The sequence below is a fragment of the Oribacterium sp. KHPX15 genome (genome assembly GCF_900107835.1).
Classification (GTDB): Bacteria; Bacillota; Clostridia; order Lachnospirales; family Lachnospiraceae; genus Oribacterium.
In genome coordinates this window covers 1-17,842 of record NZ_FNRG01000040.1, presented here as the reverse complement: position 1 = coordinate 17,842, position 17,842 = coordinate 1, and the positions used below count along the sequence as shown (strand labels likewise).

The 17,842-nt window shown below is 39.9% G+C and carries 17 protein-coding genes; 12 read left to right on the top strand and 5 right to left on the bottom strand.

Annotation, left to right across the window (positions count from 1 at the left end; genetic code table 11):
• Window positions 1–617 precede the first annotated feature (617 nt).
• The gene (locus BLV86_RS15680; protein WP_090819408.1) at window positions 618–1,997 is read left to right on the top strand and encodes an ATP-binding protein; all 1,380 of its coding nucleotides are present in this window, start codon (window positions 618–620) and stop codon (window positions 1,995–1,997) included.
• Window positions 1,998–2,219: 222 nt separating this feature from the next.
• Here the strand turns inward: BLV86_RS15680 and BLV86_RS15675 are convergent, their stop codons facing one another.
• The 3 genes from BLV86_RS15675 to BLV86_RS15665 all read right to left on the bottom strand — a co-directional run bounded on the left by BLV86_RS15675 (window position 2,220) and on the right by BLV86_RS15665 (window position 4,738).
• Window positions 2,220–3,782: a hypothetical protein gene (locus BLV86_RS15675; protein ID WP_090819405.1), complete on the bottom strand. Its 1,563-nt coding sequence runs from the start codon at window positions 3,780–3,782 to the stop codon at window positions 2,220–2,222.
• A complete protein-coding gene (tnpA, locus tag BLV86_RS15670; protein ID WP_090819402.1) occupies window positions 3,783–4,184 on the bottom strand; it encodes an IS200/IS605 family transposase in 402 nt (133 codons plus the stop codon).
• Between the two features lie 233 nt (window positions 4,185–4,417).
• Window positions 4,418–4,738: a hypothetical protein gene (locus BLV86_RS15665; RefSeq protein ID WP_090819399.1), complete on the bottom strand. Its 321-nt coding sequence runs from the start codon at window positions 4,736–4,738 to the stop codon at window positions 4,418–4,420.
• 290 nt (window positions 4,739–5,028) lie between these two features.
• On the opposite strand from BLV86_RS15665, the gene BLV86_RS15660 reads away from it, so the two are divergent.
• Window positions 5,029–5,745, top strand: coding sequence for a hypothetical protein (locus BLV86_RS15660; protein ID WP_090819396.1), 717 nt, complete (start codon window positions 5,029–5,031; stop codon window positions 5,743–5,745).
• A gap of 116 nt (window positions 5,746–5,861) precedes the next feature.
• Here BLV86_RS15660 and BLV86_RS15655 read toward each other — a convergent pair whose 3' ends face one another.
• Window positions 5,862–6,188 carry an SCP2 sterol-binding domain-containing protein gene (locus tag BLV86_RS15655; protein ID WP_029201286.1) on the bottom strand — a complete coding sequence of 109 codons (327 nt, stop codon included), beginning with the start codon at window positions 6,186–6,188 and terminating at the stop codon, window positions 5,862–5,864.
• A 272-nt stretch (window positions 6,189–6,460) separates the two neighbouring features.
• On the opposite strand from BLV86_RS15655, the gene BLV86_RS15650 reads away from it, so the two are divergent.
• The 3 genes from BLV86_RS15650 (at window position 6,461) to BLV86_RS15640 (ending at window position 9,902) form a co-directional block, all read left to right on the top strand.
• Window positions 6,461–6,694, top strand: a complete 234-nt coding sequence (locus BLV86_RS15650) for a hypothetical protein (RefSeq protein ID WP_090819393.1) — start codon at window positions 6,461–6,463, stop codon at window positions 6,692–6,694.
• A gap of 110 nt (window positions 6,695–6,804) precedes the next feature.
• Window positions 6,805–8,883, top strand: a complete 2,079-nt coding sequence (locus tag BLV86_RS15645) for a DEAD/DEAH box helicase (RefSeq protein ID WP_090819390.1) — start codon at window positions 6,805–6,807, stop codon at window positions 8,881–8,883.
• Between the two features lie 170 nt (window positions 8,884–9,053).
• Window positions 9,054–9,902: a PD-(D/E)XK nuclease family transposase gene (locus BLV86_RS15640; RefSeq protein ID WP_031551608.1), complete on the top strand. Its 849-nt coding sequence runs from the start codon at window positions 9,054–9,056 to the stop codon at window positions 9,900–9,902.
• 105 nt (window positions 9,903–10,007) lie between these two features.
• On the opposite strand, the gene BLV86_RS15635 is transcribed toward BLV86_RS15640, so the two are convergent.
• Entirely contained in the window at window positions 10,008–12,110 is a 2,103-nt protein-coding gene (locus tag BLV86_RS15635) for an FAD-dependent oxidoreductase (protein ID WP_090819387.1), read from the bottom strand.
• 243 nt (window positions 12,111–12,353) lie between these two features.
• Here BLV86_RS15635 and BLV86_RS15630 point away from each other — a divergent pair, with 243 nt between their 5' ends.
• The 7 genes from BLV86_RS15630 (at window position 12,354) to BLV86_RS15605 (ending at window position 17,667) form a co-directional block, all read left to right on the top strand.
• Window positions 12,354–13,040 (top strand): helix-turn-helix domain-containing protein, encoded by a 687-nt coding sequence (locus BLV86_RS15630; RefSeq protein WP_175456588.1) that lies wholly within the window; start codon window positions 12,354–12,356, stop codon window positions 13,038–13,040.
• A 78-nt stretch (window positions 13,041–13,118) separates the two neighbouring features.
• Window positions 13,119–13,295, top strand: a complete 177-nt coding sequence (locus tag BLV86_RS17970) for a hypothetical protein (protein WP_175456587.1) — start codon at window positions 13,119–13,121, stop codon at window positions 13,293–13,295.
• Window positions 13,296–13,680: 385 nt separating this feature from the next.
• Entirely contained in the window at window positions 13,681–14,679 is a 999-nt protein-coding gene (locus BLV86_RS15625) for a TFIIB-type zinc finger domain-containing protein (protein ID WP_090819381.1), read from the top strand.
• Window positions 14,673–15,017 carry a hypothetical protein gene (locus BLV86_RS15620; protein WP_090819378.1) on the top strand — a complete coding sequence of 115 codons (345 nt, stop codon included), beginning with the start codon at window positions 14,673–14,675 and terminating at the stop codon, window positions 15,015–15,017. The genes BLV86_RS15625 and BLV86_RS15620 overlap by 7 nt, the downstream gene beginning before the upstream one ends.
• Window positions 15,018–15,154: 137 nt before the next feature.
• Complete coding sequence (gene istA, locus BLV86_RS15615; protein ID WP_175456444.1) at window positions 15,155–16,720, top strand: IS21 family transposase; 1,566 nt, start codon at window positions 15,155–15,157, stop codon at window positions 16,718–16,720.
• Window positions 16,713–17,489, top strand: coding sequence for an IS21-like element helper ATPase IstB (gene istB / locus BLV86_RS15610; protein ID WP_090815449.1), 777 nt, complete (start codon window positions 16,713–16,715; stop codon window positions 17,487–17,489). The genes istA and istB overlap by 8 nt, the downstream gene beginning before the upstream one ends.
• Entirely contained in the window at window positions 17,476–17,667 is a 192-nt protein-coding gene (locus tag BLV86_RS15605; protein ID WP_090815448.1) for a hypothetical protein, read from the top strand. The genes istB and BLV86_RS15605 overlap by 14 nt, the downstream gene beginning before the upstream one ends.
• Window positions 17,668–17,842 lie beyond the last annotated feature (175 nt).

Here is a 17,842-nt window from a genome sequence, read left to right as displayed (position 1 = left end):
GGATCAAGATACTTTGTCCGTGAGATCTTAAAATCCCTGACCGTGAGCGAAGGGTTGGCACTGCAGGCAAAAGTCCCTGCGGCTGCCAAGAGAAGCCAATGCACCTTATCTACGTTAATTAGTCTTAATGCGGAATTATGCAACCTGAGTGTCGCGTGATCTCTGAGTTTAGACTGTATAGTAGAAAGGAATTCTGTCTCCCTAAAGGAGATAATATAAAAGATTCTCGGGAAAATCCAGAAACTCTTTTGTGTTAAATTTGGAAGCACGCGACTTTAGTCGTGTGAGGCTTCACAGAGGATGCAGAAATCGAAGACATAGTAGACAATTCTGATGACATTGATTCGTGGTTTGCGGATGAACAGGACGATGATACTTGGTCTAAAAATCCGGAGTTCAAGAACAGAGTGTATGATCTTTCGGAAAAATTTGAAATTGCGTTAAGCTTGAAAAAATAGAGTACTTATTAAAGCTTGAATTATCTTAAAATAAATATTGGCAATGATTATTCGGCTACGACCGAGTCGGAACATACCGAATAAAACTTTACAAAAGAACTTACCTTTCATATAATTATTATAGTTCGGGAGTAACCGAGTCGAAAGGAACCGAGTAAAATGAATTTCTATGGAAGAACACAGCAGTTAGATAAACTACATAAAGAAATGTCTTCTGATGACATGAGGATGACACTCATATATGGAAGGCGAAGAGTGGGAAAGAGCGAGCTTGTAAAACAGGCGATTAAATACTCAGGTATTAAAAGTATTTACTACGAGTGCAAGCAGGTGACAGAAGCAAGTAATGTGCAGAGTATTTGTGAGGTGATCTCGGAAGAACAAGGATTACCCAAATTGGGATATACATCATTTGATGAATTGATGGACTACGTTTTTAACCTTGCAAGGGAAGAAAAAATTGTATTCGTATTGGATGAGTATCCTTACCTCAGGGAAAACATAAAAGGACTTGATAGTATACTTCAGTCGCTTGTGGATAAATATCGGGAAACATCAAGGCTAAAGCTCATAATTCTCGGTTCCTATGTAGACATAATGAAGTCTCTTTTGGAGCACTCTAATCCCTTGTTCGGCAGAATAGATCTGGTCATAGATCTTAAACAGATGGATTATTATGAATCATCGTTGTTCTACCCAAACATGTCTTTAGAAGACAAGGTCAGAATATACTCAGTATTCGGAGGGATTCCATACTTCAATAGACTTGTTGATGATAAGAAAACCGTGAAGGAAAACATCATAGACCTAATCGCATCACCGGGAGCACGTTTGGAAAATGAGGTTTCCATGTATCTAAACGCAGAGATTTCAAAAATAGTCAATGCAAATGAAGTGTTCACAGCACTTGCCAGAGGGTTCTCAAAGTACAGCGATATTCTTTCTCAGTCTCATGTATCAAGTGGACCTACGCTGGTAGATGTTCTTGAGAAACTTATGAAGATGGAAGTGGTCGAAAAGAAAGCTCCTATCAACGATGAAGAAAACAAGAAAAAAGCGGGATATTATATTTGTGACAACCTATCGCTTTTCTATTTCAGGTATATTTTCAAGCATTTGTCTCAGCTTAAGATCATGGATTCGGATGTATTTTATGACAAATACATTGATAAGGATTTTGAGGAAAAGTATGTGCCACACAAGTTTGAAGAAATCTGCAGACAGTATCTTATAAGACAGAACAGACTTGGAAATATCGAACCTGTTATCGAGAAAATTGGAAAGTATTATTATGATGATCCAAAGACACGCACTAACGGGGAATTTGATGTCGTTACACAGGATGAGATCGGGTATGTTTTTTATGAAGTGAAATTCAGGAAAAGGAAGACATCTAAAGAAGTCATAGATGAAGAGATCAGCCAGATTAAGAGCACTGACCTTAATTGCTATAAATATGTATTCTTTTCAAGGGCAGGATTTGCCGCAGAAGAGACCGATGAGATAAAACATATAGAACTTGAACAGTTGTATAAGTAGTATCTTGACGTACTCCCACGGATAAATCCGTGGGATTCTCACTTAGATTCACCCGATTCCACCTGACCATATAGGGCAGGATATGACCGGTTATTTCAGTGTTTACCCGAGAATTCGATACGCGTGTACCTACTTTCCAAAAGGATGGTCTACGTCTGGACCATTAAAAAAATATTAGTAGCTGTACAATACTGTCCGGTATTCCGGGCAGTATTTTTATGCTCAAAAACCGAAGCACGCCTTCATGCTCTTACCATCAGCCTTCATATTACTTATCAACTCATCGTGCAGCTTAATGAAGCTGTCGAATTCATATATACATTTCTCTCTGTTAGGGTGATTCAGATTTCCATTGCTGTTCTTTAACAGGAACCCGCTATATAAGTCCCTCTGTACCTCATGTCCGTCTATCGATTTAAACCTGTCGCTAATATTGATTTTGGTGTTTGTGTCCGTTGTGTGGTCGTACTGGCTCGCTCTGAAGTTCCATGTGTCCACCTTATACAATGCACCACCATATAACTTTACCTTTTGTTCCAGCAGTACAAGGAATCTTGATGGTGAGCGGTTGTTCATAGATGAACCATAACGTTTCTTTCTTTTGAACTTACGGATGGATTGTTCAGTACCGTCCTTCTTTGCCACAACAGAGACCTTGTCCGAACGCTCAGCCTTCTTCTTCGAACGCTTTTGAAGGGCACTAAAGTTCATATTTTCCGTGATGAAGTTTATCGAGTCAGTTATCAGTCTGTTGATGTACTGTCTGTGTGACTGGTTAATATATTCGGATTTTTGCCGGTACAATGATTTGAGCTTGTCACGAGATTTGAGATAGGTCTTTGAGAGCACCCACTTATCCTTATTCGTTCTGTCGATGGTACCGTCAGGCTTGTATTTATTGGGGTTAGAAGCACGTTTTGACCGATCCATGTGCCTTGACACGTTACGTATCTTTCTGTTGAACTCATAACATTTAGGAGCAAGCTCTTCCAATGTCGCCATGTTGTCCGATACTGTAGCGGCTGTCGATGTTCCGAGGTCAAGTCCTGTCCGATTATCTGCATCGCCAACTGTCTTTAGTTTTCTCGGAGCATCCCCTTCAAGGTATACATTCAGATAGTAGTGCCAGCCATTGGGAAACATTCGTCTTTTTATCTCACAGTAGGAAACCTTATGATCGATAGATTCCATGATGTATGGCATTCCTGCTTCAACATCCTTGTGTTTGCGAGGGAGCCTGCACCTTATATGTAGTCCGTTCCACTCGATACTGAACGATTCCTTGTCGAACTTGATCCCGTTAGTAGCAGACTTGCCACAGATGGTGTCAAAGTCCCGGTATTTCTTGAAATGAAGCTCTTCTCCGTTACCGAACAATACCTTCTCCACACCGTCCCATACACGGTCAGCTTCCTTCTGCACCTGCTGTGAAGAGATATGCTTTTTGTACTTCCTGCCACAGATCTTGATATAGGACTCAAGACCTGCCTTGCAAAACCCGATTTCCTGCCGAATGCTGTACATGACACCAGAAAGCTCCTTCATCCGATTAGATTTCTCTTTTGGGAATCTGGAGTGGCTGCTCTCAGCAGCCTTCTTTTCCTTGAAAAGTGCCGTATATTCATCCTTTGAGGCCTGATATTCCCTGTTGTAGTCAAGCTGTCTGAGCAGTTTCTTTGCATGCTTGACTACGACGTTATGGATATGGGATATCATAAAATAGCGGTCTGCAAGTACCTGTTCATCATATTCGGTTGTCGCAAGACTCAGTCTAAGTACGTGCATCTAATCCCTCGTTTTTTGTGTATTGATATACCATTCTATAGTTTCAGAGCTGACATTATCTGCTGTGCTGACAAAATATGAACGTGTCCATAAAGACGGCATATTTTTTAGCTGCGAGAATTCTTCACGCAGCTTATGTGATGTAGCGCCTTTGATTTGTTTTACAATATCAGGGATACTTTGTTGAGGATATACACTCACAAACATGTGGACGTGGTCTATATGACATTCCATGGCAAGGATATCTATATTGTGCGTCTGGCATTCAATTGAAGTCAGTTCTTTGAATCGCTCTTCGACACCGGGAATATTAAAAATCTTCCTACGGTATCTTGGGCAGAACACAAGATGATAGTTTATCAATGATACAGTAGTTCTTGTATGTTTATACTCATTCTTCATGTGTATAATATAGCATATAATATACACATGAGTCAAATAAAAAAGACGATATCTTCAGTATTTTGGCTGAAAATATCATCTTTGGTTTAATACGCTCTCATCCCACGGTTAAAACCGTGGGCTTTCTCGCTTATTTAGGTTGTAATCGTACTTGGACACCGCCAGTGCTTCATAAAAAAATCATCTGTATCCATTAATACGGATACGGATGATTTTTGTTTTTTGAGAATTCATTATCCTAGTTTTCTTACAGGAGTGACTTCCTGAACAGCTACTGTTGAACGCTTTCTTCTCATGGCCTCTCTCATTTTGGACTGAGTTTCGGCTACATGATCAAAGACAGCATCAAAAAGCTCGTCGCTCTTACCGGGTTCGATTTTTCCCTTCTGTTCCTGTGCCATAAGGATCTTATAATACTGTTCAAGTAATCCGTCACATGACTGTGCGATTTCTGATGATAACTCGAAAATCGTTGTCTTTGATGACACCTGAACGCTGCATGTAGACTTACCCTGCTCATCGCTTTTTTTGTTATCTACCGTTACAGATACCATAAAACCTCCCCATTACCTATGCAAAAGTGCATTTATAAGAATATTGCACGTACTACTCTTTACATTAATTATGATAGCTTTTCTTTTTCTATCAGTATATTTCAAAAAATTAAAATGTATACAAAAGTTTGTGAAACACAAGTGGAATTATAAATTGGCTCTGTCCTTATTGCAATGATTTTAACCTAATTTCATCAAAGTTAACAATTAATTATTATTATGTCTCTTATTTCAAATAACGCCGACCATAATTAATGTGAATAAATTACATAAGGAAGGAGGAGTAAATTATGCATCTTGACATAAAAAGATTGATGCAGGATGCCGATGCAAGGATAGTTGCATTCCATATCGGGATGAAGCTTTTTGCTAACGGCAGACTTGTGGAAAGTCTTGACATTAGTTCCCTGTCATACGAAGCAATGGACAGCACGTACTGGACGTATTGTCCGTTTCACGAGAGAGTTCAGGGAAAGAAAGACCATCACCCGTCTAACTGTGTGGTACATCCGAAAAACATAATGTGTTTTGCCGGATGTGGATCTCACAATATCATAGAGATGGTATGTGAATTCTGCAAAGTACCTAAAGGACGCGGGTACGAAATTATTGCCGAAGCAATGGGCGGAGTGCAGCTTTATCTTCTGGACGGAAAGGCTCCGGATTACCCGAAGCTTACATTGAAACCAGAAGAGCAAAGAGCACTTATGCTTTCGCCTTCAAATGGCACACCCTTACATCTATCCATGTACGAGCTATATTCTCGATCCAAAAGAGATTATTACTCTTTGATAGAAGACAGGGCGAAAGAAATGCTGGATGAATATCAGAAACTTCTTGCATACTATGGCTCGATGGACGCACCAAGAGCTTCCATGATCTATGATCTCATGGGACCGCAATATTTTGACGGGGGTATTTACGAAGAGTTGGAAAAGGAATTAAAAGAGCGCATAAAAACATGTGCTAACATTGTTCAGTTCTTTGATAAAAAGAAAACTGCATAATAAAAAGACCGGAAAGAGCATGTCTCAGTCCGGTCTTTTTGTGAGAAAACAGTATCTCTTCTTACCGTCAGGATATGGTTTATAGTCCTCACGGTGAGGAAATCTTACTCTTATTTTTACTTCTTTTGCTTTAACAGTTTTGAGAATTCTACAGCTTTTCCAACATCACCATCTACCTTAAGTTTTCCTACGGTGAATGCTGCGACGGGATCAAGCTTTCCGTCAATAAGCTTATTGAAATCCGTAAGGCTCATTGTTATTGCGCAGTTCCTGTCATTGTATTCATAAGGCTCAACATTTATTTTGTGATCCTTAACTTCAACATAGAAAACACCGCTTTCCTTTCCGGTAATGTTTATCTGGACTGCAATAAAATCTTGATTAGAAACATCAGCCTTAGCAGAAAGCTTCCGTACTTTTTCAACTAGTTCATTGAATGTCATATGTAGTCCTCCTAAAATCGTAACAAAAAGTCGAATAATTGCTTCATCGTCTATTTTTACACATTTTTTAATATGTCGCAATGCGGTTATTCAGCTTTTGTTTTCAAAGGTATGTTAGGACGAAGGAGGCACATGATCATAGACGCAAGGCGATTTCTGAAATCTAAGTAGTAAAATAATTTGAGATAATATTATGCAAACACTATATTGCATCCTGAATACAGTATGTGTTTTAATAAAAAGAGAATAAATCACTTTGGATACGAAAAAAGATGAAAGATTATAAGAAAAGACAAGCAAAACGATTCAAAAACAAGGCACAGAATAGTTTGATTTCATCAGACCAGTCAGGAAGAAGACAGGATATAATCACAGGTATTCAGCAGGTAAACCGACTTCTTAATTTCCATTCTGTTCATAACAATCTTACTCCGTCAGAAGTACGGGATAACTCCGGTCAGCTAAGGGTTCTCTATGCAAAACTCTGGGAACTTGATGCAAAATAATAGTCATTAAAAAGGTCTATACGAAAATATTTCTAAAATATCTATCAGCAATATAATCTCCTAAAAATTATCTACCATAATTGTAGTAGTACTATAGGAGGAATTTCTTCATGGGCAAAAAGACATTTCCCTGGGAATTAACCAAGGCCCAGTTAAATACATTAGAAAAGAACCATATCACAAATAAATACCACTACCATAGACTTCTGCCTCTCCATTATATGGATAATACCGTGGAGACCGGAGTTTCACAGGAGCTTAATGGCTGCCATGTGACCATAATTGGAAGAATAATCGATGTAAAGACCGGCACAAGCAGTAAGGGAGCCGCATGGCTAAGATGCACGGTTATTAATAAAAAGACCGGTTACCACGTTGGTGTTATGAACTTCTTTGCCACAAAGAGAGTAGAGAAGCTTTATTCCTATTGGATGACCTTGCAGTGTGATGTACTTATCGGCGGCGAGCTCTCTTATAATCCGCAATTCGGAGACAAGGGCTTTTCAATAGTATCACCTGATACATTCACAATTGATGTCGAGAAGAACATGGTGGTAAAAACGGTCCTAAGCTCAATCAAAGGTATTTCCGAAGAAAAAATGAGGGCATTTCTTGAAGAAAAGCTAAAGGATCGTGAGGAAGATACTCTTCCGGAAGAACTGTTATCAAGATTAAATCTTGATGAGATAAATGAGGCGGTGAGAAAGGCTCTGTTCCCTTCAACAATGAAAGAAGCTGTAGAAGGAAGGAAACGTCTTCTATTCAATGACATCCTTAATTTTGCGGGAAGGATGGAACTGGAGAAGCGAGATACTCCATCAGGAGGAATCAAGATCACAAAGTGCGAGCTTACAGAAAAGATAATAGCATCACTTCCATATGAACTGACAAACGGACAGAGAAGTGCCTATGAATCAATAAAATATGAAATGATGCAGGGGAATTATGTCAATGCGCTTGTACAGGGTGATGTTGGATGTGGAAAGACCATAATCTCGTTCCTCGCAATGCTCCTTGCTGCGGAAAACGGCTTTCAGGCTGTTCTCCTTGCCCCTACAAAGATACTTGCAAAACAGCACTATGATAAGCTTTTAAGCCTTATAAAAGGAACATCCATGAGTGCTTCCCTCATCGTTTCAGATACTCTTAATAAGAAGGGGTCCGAAACAGACGAGATGCTTAGAGAGATAGCAAATGGTAACTGTAAACTGATTGTGGGAACCCACTCCGTTATGTCTGACCGTCTAAGATTTAAGCGTTTAGGGCTTTCAATAGTGGATGAGGAACACCGTTTCGGCGTAGAGCAGCGTGAAGCTGTTAAATCAATAGACTACATAGGAATGTCGGCAACACCTATCCCGAGAACCCTTGCAACAGCTATATATGGGGACACCACTAAGATATTCAGCGTGAAGGAAAAGCCCGGAAACAGAAAAGGTGTAAGAACTCTTTACGATAACGGAATACACTTAAAGAAATATATTCAGCAGATCTTGGATCTCCACCAACAGATATATGTTGTCTGCCCTATGATTGTAGACGGGAAGAAGGGATCAACCACAGAAGGTGTACTTTCCACGGAAAAGGCAACGAAAAAGCTTCAGGAAATGTTTCCTGATTACAGAGTAGAGGAGATGACCGGTGTTACTTCTAACGAGGAGACCGATGCAATACTTAATGATTTCCATGATGGAAAGGTCGATATTCTTGTTTCAACAACTGTTATCGAAGTAGGTGTTGATGTTCCAAACGCAACACTTATTCTCATAATGAATGCAGAGCGCTTCGGGTTATCTCAGATGCATCAGCTTAGGGGCCGTGTCGGAAGAGGAGATAAACTTTCTTTCTGTGTGCTTGTATCAAAGGATACAGAAAACGAGAACATAAAGACACTTCTTGAAACGGATGACGGATTTGAGATAGCGGAAAAGGATCTTAAGTTCCTGAGAAAATCAGGAGACCTCTTTGGATCAGAACAGAGTGGACGAAACAAGTACATTGATGAGATTGTTTTATATCCGAATCTATATAAGGCTACCCAAAAGATTGCAGCGGAACTGCCTAGCGAAGTACTTTTAAAGCACATAGAGCGTTCTGAAGAATGTGAGATACGTGGCAGGATGAGAGCGATAACTATAGATATAGAAAAGAAGCGGAAGGCGGAAGATGACCAGGTGGTAACATCGTAATTGGTGTGAACGGATATCGTCAAGGAAAAGCCAACAGGCTGATAGGTGATCTGGTTTTTGAGGTCGCAATTTGCGACCTCAAAAACCACTTATAAAGATTGCATTAAATCGCCTTTTTGCTAATTGTAAGGCTTGTGGTAGAGTGATATTATTAGCCTGAAGGAGTGTGTATGGGGAAGAAAGAAAAAGACACAGAAATCTCAAGAACTGAGCTTAGCGCTCAGATAAATGCCGAACTTGAAAAGGCGATAGATGATTTAACTCTATTTGACGATGATTTGATGAGCAAGGTCTTCGATGGAAACATTGAAGCTGCTGAATTGCTTTTGAAAATAGTTCTTGAAAGGGATGACATCAAAGTTATACGTGTAAAGGGACAGGTGGAGCTTAAAAGTGCATATCCTGGTGGCAGAAATATTAGGCTTGATATAGTTGCAGTTGATGATAAAGGTGTTCAGTTTGATGTTGAAGTTCAGAGGAATACAAAAGGCTCACATATAAAGAGGGCAAGATATCATCAGAGCATGATTGATTCAAGGCTTTTAAAGAAAAAACAGGAGTTCAAATCCATCAGAGATACTTATGTTATCTTCATTTGCCAGCATGATAAGTTTAAGGCAAATAGGCCTATATATCATGTAGACAAGACTGTTAGAGAAACAGGGGAGGCATTCGATGATGGTGCCCATATTATTTACGTGAACGGTAAATATCGTGGCAAGGATGATTTTGGTAAACTGGCACATGACTTTAACTGCAAGAAAGCTGATAACATTTATTTTAAGCCTCTTGCAGATGGAGTCAGGCATTTCAAAGAAACAGAGGAAGGACGTGATGCTATGTGTGAATCATTTACAAAGTTAGCTGATAAGGTTGCAGATGAAAGAGCCGAGCAGACAACAATAAACAACATCAAGCTTATGATGAAGAATATGAAGTGTAGTCTTGAAGATGCATTGAATGCTCTTGAGATTAAGGGCAAAGATCGCGCAATCATAGCAAAGCAGCTTCAGAAATGACTATCATTTTTAATAATTAATTGAAGGTAAACAAAGAAAGACTGTGAAAAATGAGAAATCATTCTTCACAGTCTTTGTATTCTAGCTTATTCTATGACGGTATTCTTAATGTTCCAGGTTTCCGTCCATACCGCGCTCTGTTGCGGTTTTCATGGTTTCTTTACCTGTTTCAGTCAACTCGGTTGTATCCTCTGTTGTTGTGTAACCTGCATTTTCAGCAGCCGCAGCGCCGGCAAGTCTTCCGGATGTAAGAGAGAAGCCAAGACCGACACCTTCAACATTCTGGTATGCAGCGATTGAGATGCCGGATACGTTGTTACCTGTTGCATAGAGGTTCTTGATTGTCTTATTCTGTTCATTAAGAACATTGAGGTTCTCATCTGTGTTAACACCGCCTAATGCGCCAAGGATTCCTGAATGACCCTTTGTTACATAGTAAGGACCTTCTGATACAGTATAAACGAGAGACTCTTTATCCTTGTAGAATTCTGTATCGTCACCTGTTTCAACCGCGGTATTGTACTTTGCGATGGTTGCTTCAAGATCACTTGAATCGCAGCCAATGAACGCTGCAGCGTCAGCTATTGTATCAAATACTCCGCCTTCTCCTGCTTCTGTAAGAAGCTCAAAACCTGTAGTCCAGTCTTCCTTTGAGATAGGAGCATGGTAAATAGTAGGATCTCCATTCTCATCAATGATGCCGTAACGATCCCAGTAATGAACCCATGTGCCTGTGTTTTCCTGAGATTCGTCTGTCCAACGATCAACAGTAGTCTGATCAACGATTGTATATGCAATGCCGCCCTGTGCAGCTACTGCAGAGGAGAATTCAACAGTATCCTTAAGAAGATCTTCATCCATGAAACGCTTGCCACGACCGTTTACCCAGAGAATCGGACTGTTTAATGTCAGCTGAGAAACAATCTCATTACCTGCATTAAGTGTTACAACACCGTGGTTCATAGTAAGAAGCTCACCCTTAGCAGCACCGATATCCCACATCATCTCAAGTCCGGGAAGTTTTGATCCGGCCAATACCATAGAATTATTGTAAAGCTCTTCGCCGAGGGTTTCCTTCATCAGTTCCGGATTATTAGCGAATGATCCGGTAGACATGATAACGGACTTTGCGTTAACAATCAGTGTACCGCCGTCACTTGTTGTACACTTTGCACCTGTTACAGCACCCTCACCATCTACTATAAGCTCAGTTGCTGTTGTGCCGTAACGGATCTCAACGCCGCTTCTTTCAAGGGATTCACCAATATATTTGAATGGATCAGCATTGTTCCATCTGTGGTAAACAACTTCCTGGTCAAGATGAGCAATCTGCTGTGCCTGCTTTGAAAGGAAGAATCCAACACCATGATTCAGCATATAGCTGACTGTATTCTTTGCCTCTGAAACAAAACGGCTGATGAGAGCTCCATTGCCAAGATAGTCGGTACTCTGCATGAGGTGGTTGAACCAGTATTCTTCATCTGTTTCCTCACCGTTTTCACCATATCGGTCTTTCTGTTCAACAGATCCAACTGCAAACATACCCTGTGCAGCATTACCCATGCCTCCAAGGGTTTCTGTAGCTTCAACACCCAATACATGAGCACCGGATTCAGCAGCCTTTAATGCAGCCATAGAACCTGAAGCACCCATTCCGATTACAAGTACATCTGTATCAACAGTTTCTGTTTCACCGGATTCAGTTTTTTTAGCTAATGAATCTACATCAAATCCGGCTTCAGACATTGCACTCTTTACTGCCTCAGAAACAGCATTACGTGTCATTGTGGCGCCGGACACAACATCAATATCATATGTCTGACCATCAACAACTTCCTTTGCAAGTTCGTCTGCAGCTGTCTTTCCGTAACCATCTGTCTGTGTTGAAGCATCAATATCAACGTTTGTGATCTTTCCGCCTTCAACAGTAATGGTTACAGGTACTTCACCGTTACTGAAACCAGTACCTACAGCACTGTAGGTTCCATCCGTGATTTCGGTTGATGATGCGGAAGTTCCTTCAGATGCTTGAACCTCTGTTGCTACCTCAGAAGCTGCTTCGGACCTAGCCTGTTCTGTGGCTGTTGCAGTAGCTTCAGTGTTTACAGGAGGTGTAGAAGTTGCTGAGCATGCGGAAAGCGAACTGCACGCAAGTGACAAAGCAACTAATCCTCCAAGACTTTGGAGTTTCCAATTATTCTTTCTCATGTCTTTATCCCTCTCTGGAATGTTTAATTGATAAAACTAGCTTACTGATTTGTGATTACTTTAACAATGTTCGTATCTTGTTTAAATTGTTCTCTAATCTTAGCTTTTTATAAAATTATGTGATAAGATATGGGCATGAAAACTATTACTTTGAATTTAATAGAAGGCGGGCTGACGGATTACTTTACCATTTTGCGCGCAGAGCGAAGGACATCCCTGACATTTGCAGGCCGAAGATTCACTATGAGTAAGGGTGATCTGATCCTGAGCCGTGAAAATATAAGCTGGAATTGTGATGCAGGATCAAACCTTAGTGTGCTTTCGATCCGGCGTGATTTCTTTGACGGGCTTTTTGTTTCCCAGACTGCAGACTGCCGAATAATATATGATTTCATACATGATGAATCCGGAAACAGTGAGTATTTGTATTTCTCCTGTCAGAACGACCGGAACGTACTAGTTGCTTTTGATGCACTGGAACAGGAACTAAAGCTAAGCGATTCACATCATGAGAAAATGACACATCTTCTGATGGTTGCAATCGTGACGGAACTTGACCGTGCGAGAGAAAATTCATTGATCGTTCCGAACAGCACTATGGTTTCTCAAAACCGTTTTGGAAAGCTCATGAAATATATGGGAGATCATTATAATGAATGCACACTTGCCGAAGTTGCTGAAAAATATGGGTACAATCCTGACTATCTAAGCTTCCGATTTAAGATGATCACAGGTGTGACCTTCTCAAAGAAGATGCTTGAAATGAAACTGGAACAGGCAGCAAATATGCTTTTATCATCTGAACTTACATCCGATGAGATAGCGCAAAGCTGTGGTTTCCAGAGCAGAAGCTGGTTCACCCGGAAGTTTAAAGAACGTTTCGGAGAATCCCCGGGCAAGTGGCGTAAAAACTCAAAAAAATTAGCTTAAGAACGAAACGGGAGTCTATTTAGATGATCCCTAACCATAATTATATTGAAAAATGAAAAGGAATCCGGAGGAAGTATAATGGATACCGCTAAAGATATTAGGGACAATTTTGCTGTTCTTCGTAACTACAGCTGTGAAGGTCAAATAAGTATATTAGACTTATACAGGAAAGATGGCGAGCCAAGAGCTGCTTACAAGAAGAAGCTCCTAAAAAGAAAACAGAATATACTCAAAAAGGTCAGGTCAGAAACCTGACTTATAGTAACACAATTCTCTGCTAAAAATGGCTTTAATGCTACAATAAAGAATACTGCTTATGGCATTGCAAGCTATGATAATAATTCTATAAAGCTTATTGCTATAGAATAACAATACCTATTCTTTGAATAGTAAGATGTCTCTTTGATATTAATCGTGGCTGTCATAGAAATATGATGACCACGATTTTCTTTTTCAATAAAGCTGCTTACAATGATAGAGACTTAATGGAGAGGTTGATTATTTTGGCTTCTCTTTTTGGTGTCAAAATATATGGAGTAACGATTTATTCACAATTATTCGTGTATTAATTCTTTATAATTCTTTGATTTTATGTCGACCCGCTATAATAGTAGTATTCAGTATAGAGATAGGGGATAAAATGAAAGCTATAGTTTGCGAACTTTGTGGGAGCAATGAATTTGTCAAAGAAGATGGTTATTTTGTGTGTCAGCATTGTGGTACAAGGTATTCTCTTGAGGAAGCAAAAAAATTAATGATTGAGGGTACTGTTGATGTAAGCGGTAGTGTTATAAAGATAGATAACACTCAGGATTTAAAGAATCTATATGAGTTAGCAAGACGGGCAAAAGAAACATCTAATATCGCTGATGCAGAAAAATATTATGGTCTAATAGTTCAATCCAATCCTAATGATTGGGAAAGCTACTTTTATTCCGTGTTTTATACTCAAGTAAATAATATCAATGTATCTCACTTACCTTTCCATGCACAAAACATAGCAAAGTCAATTATTCCTACTTTTAAGCTGATTGATGATAATGTACATGATGATGAGGAACGGCAAAAAGCGTTTGATGAGCTTACCATAGCTTGTTTAAAAGGGGCTACAACTCTAAAAGAGGTGGCAAAAACATATTTCAATTCAATTGATACATATAATGAGATTGGATTGCAGTGTGCCAAAATATTACTTGAATGCGCCTGTGAACTTGAAGAACGTGGAGATATTAAAAATTCACTTAATTTATTCAAAACGATAAATTCACAGGATTATAATAAATTTGCGCCTCCAGAAATGACGAAAACAATAACAAATCTTATCAAAAAATATGAACCTGATTATGTTCAACCGGGCATGATTGCTTTCGCTGGCTGCTATGTTGCAACGGCAGTGTACGGTTCCTATGATTGCCCTGAGGTATGGACGCTTCGCCGCTACCGTGATTTCACATTAGCAGAGACTTGGTACGGCCGTGCATTTATTCGCACATATTACGCCATCAGCCCCACTCTAGTAAAATGGTTCGGCAAAACAGATTGGTTTAAAAAGCTGTGGAAGCCTATGCTTGATAGGATGGTAGGAGATTTGCAGTCAAAGGGAGTGGAAAATACTCCTTATGAAGATAGGAAATGGTAAGCGCAATGGGGTACAAGTATTTCATAAAAAAGGGCGGAAAGGGCTACTACTTTGGTCTATTTCCAAATAATAACAACAATCAACCATTAGCTATATCAGGTGATTATACCACTTATAAGGAAGCAGAAGAAGCAATTGTTGATTTAAAAAGTTTGATGAAGTCTTCAACGGAACTGTTCCATATATCAAAAGAGGATACGGGATATTTTTTAAAACTTATTGAAAATGATAAAGGAATTGTATTCCATAGAGATATTGCTTTTCCGCATAGATATGAAGCATTGCACTGTATAGAAAGAGTTTATAAAAACTTTGATGCACCACTAAAAATAAAGTAAGTAAAAAGGTGTAAATGGTATTATAAAACCATCATTTTTCGGCAGTGAAAAACCAGCAGTTTGAGAATGGAATTCCGGTAATCATATGAATTTCTCCTATGCATGTCTATAATTGCATGCTAGGAGGTGAAGAAAGGATGATTGATTGGATGAAATATGCCGAGATTCAAACACTCAAACGCAAAGGCTTCAGGAAATCAAAGGTTGCCAGGAAACTGAAGCTCAACAGAGAGACAGTCTCAAAGTATTGGGATATGTCCCCCGATGGATATGAAGAGACAAAGAAAAAACACAGGGTTAGAAAGCCGGACGTATACAAAGAACTTATTGTTGAATGGCTGACGGAGTTTCCGGATATGACGGCTGCCCAAATTTATGACTGGTGCAAGGAACGAAGTCCCTTAGAAACACTGGACTTTCAGAAACGTTCATTTCAGAACTACGTGAAAAGCATCCGGGAAGAATACGACATAAAGAAACCGGAAACTGAAAGACAATATGAAGCAGTTGATGAGCGAGATCCAGGCGCTCAAGGACAAGTGGATATGGGTGAGATATATGTGCCCACGAAATCCGGCAGACAGAAGAAGGTTTACTGCTTTGCCATGGTACTTGCACATTCCCGCTACAAATTTGTTATGTGGCAGGAAAGACCGTTTACCACAACAACTTTCATAATGGCTCACATCAAGGCTTTTGATTATTTTGGAGGCCGTCCGCATCAGATCGTATATGATCAGGATAAGGTGTTGGCTGTAAGTGAAAACCATGGCGATATCATATATACCGCCGGGTTCCAAAGTTATCTTCAGGAAGTAGGATTTGATATATTTCTATGTCATGGTGCTGATCCTGAATCCAAAGGTCCGGTAGAAAACGTGGTCAAATTCGCCAAGTACAACTTTGCGGATCACCGTATGTTCACAGATATAGAGAGCTTTAATGAGGCATGTTTAGCATGGCTCAGACGCACCGCTAATCATGACGTACATGGCACAACACACAAAAGACCGGATGAAGTATTCGCCCTCGAAAAGGAATACTTGGTTCCGGTCTCTGAGTATAGCTTTGCTATCGCTAATGAAAACAGTATAGACTATGCCGTCCGTAAAGACAATCTTGTTCTTTATAAAAGCAACAGGTATCGTGTTCCGGTGGGGACATACCACAAGGGTGTGCGCGTCTATATGAAAATCAACGAAGAAACCGACGAAGTATCAATAACTGATTCCATAACTGGTGAGATATATGCAACACACCCGCTTTGTCACGAAAAAGGAAAACTGATAGGTCACTCAGAACGTTCAGAAAGAGACAAGACAAAGTCCGTTGAAGAACAGGAGAAGTTGCTTAGGGAACTCTTTAATAACGATGAGCTGGTCGGACCTTTTCTTGAACATATACATCAAGAAAAACCTCGCTATTACAGGGATCAGCTTGGTGTCATAAAAAAGCTTTTTGAGGAATGGAACCGTGATGACATCTTAAAGGGCGTTGAATACTGCAGTGAGAAGGAATTGTATTCTGCAGGAGATCTGAAATCGAGCATCATATATCTTACACAGGCAACTATTGAAGAAAAGAACATCAAAAAACGTGACAGTACTTCTCTTCCTGAAAAATATCGTGTAGACAAACCGGATATCCGGTCTTTGAGTGCATACGAGAATGCGATGAATGAAAGGAGTGCTGTCAATGGATAAGTTAACAGAACTAAAAGAGCAAGCGATTTCGCTGTCGCTATACAATACAAAAGACAGCATAGAAACCCTGATACATAAGGCAGAACAGGAGGAACAAACTTATACTGATTTCATTGCAAACATTTTTACCGGAGAATTGAAATACCGCCATGACAAGGCTCAGGCGCGACGTGTAAAAGATGCCGGATTCCCATATCCAAAGTACCTGAAGGATTTCGATTTGAATTTCTGCAGGGCTATTTCCAAGAAACAGTTCAAGCAACTGTCAGAACTTACATGGATAGATGGATTATACAATCTGATCCTTTCCGGACCGCCAGGAGTGGGCAAGACACATCTGGCTATAGGGCTGGGATACCATGCCTGTGAAGAGGGCTATAAGGTAAGCTATTCAACAATGCAGTCCCTGGTTCAATGTCTTAGAACAGAGGAGATAGACCGCCGCAGTCGTGCCAAAATGAACCGTATACGGAAGTCTAATCTTCTAATCATTGATGAAGTAGGTTATCTGCCGATCAACCCTACCGAAGGTAATCTGTTCTTTCAATTGATATCTGAGCTTCAGGAACAGACAGCTATAGTAATCACCACTAATAAAGGGTTTGAGGAATGGGCCGAGTTTTTAAATGATCCCGCACTTGCTACTGCAATACTGGACAGACTTTCGTACCGCTGCGATAGGATTAAGATATCCGGAAAGAGTTATAGATTGGAAAACCGCAAATCATTCTTAAATGATGGAAAGGATACTAGTGATGAAACAGTATGAAATGATAAAAAAGGAAGATCTGGACAAGATCAGTAAAGAGGAGCTCCTCGATAAATACAATGACGTAGTTGAAAGCACGTGGCTTTATCTTGAAAAGATCCATGAACTCACAAAAGAAAACGAAGATCTTATGAATGATTATGATAAAGTCTCGGAACAACTCTATAGCTACGAGTAACACGGATTGATTTCCTAATAGGTGGGATGATACCAGCCATCCCACCTTTGCAGCCCTGTCATCAGATGAAAAAGCTGATTTTGGGATGGTTCCCACAAAAACTGCTGGTTTTTCACTGCCGAAAACTGCTGGAAATTAAATGCCGAAAATTGCTGGTTTTTACTTGCCGTTTACA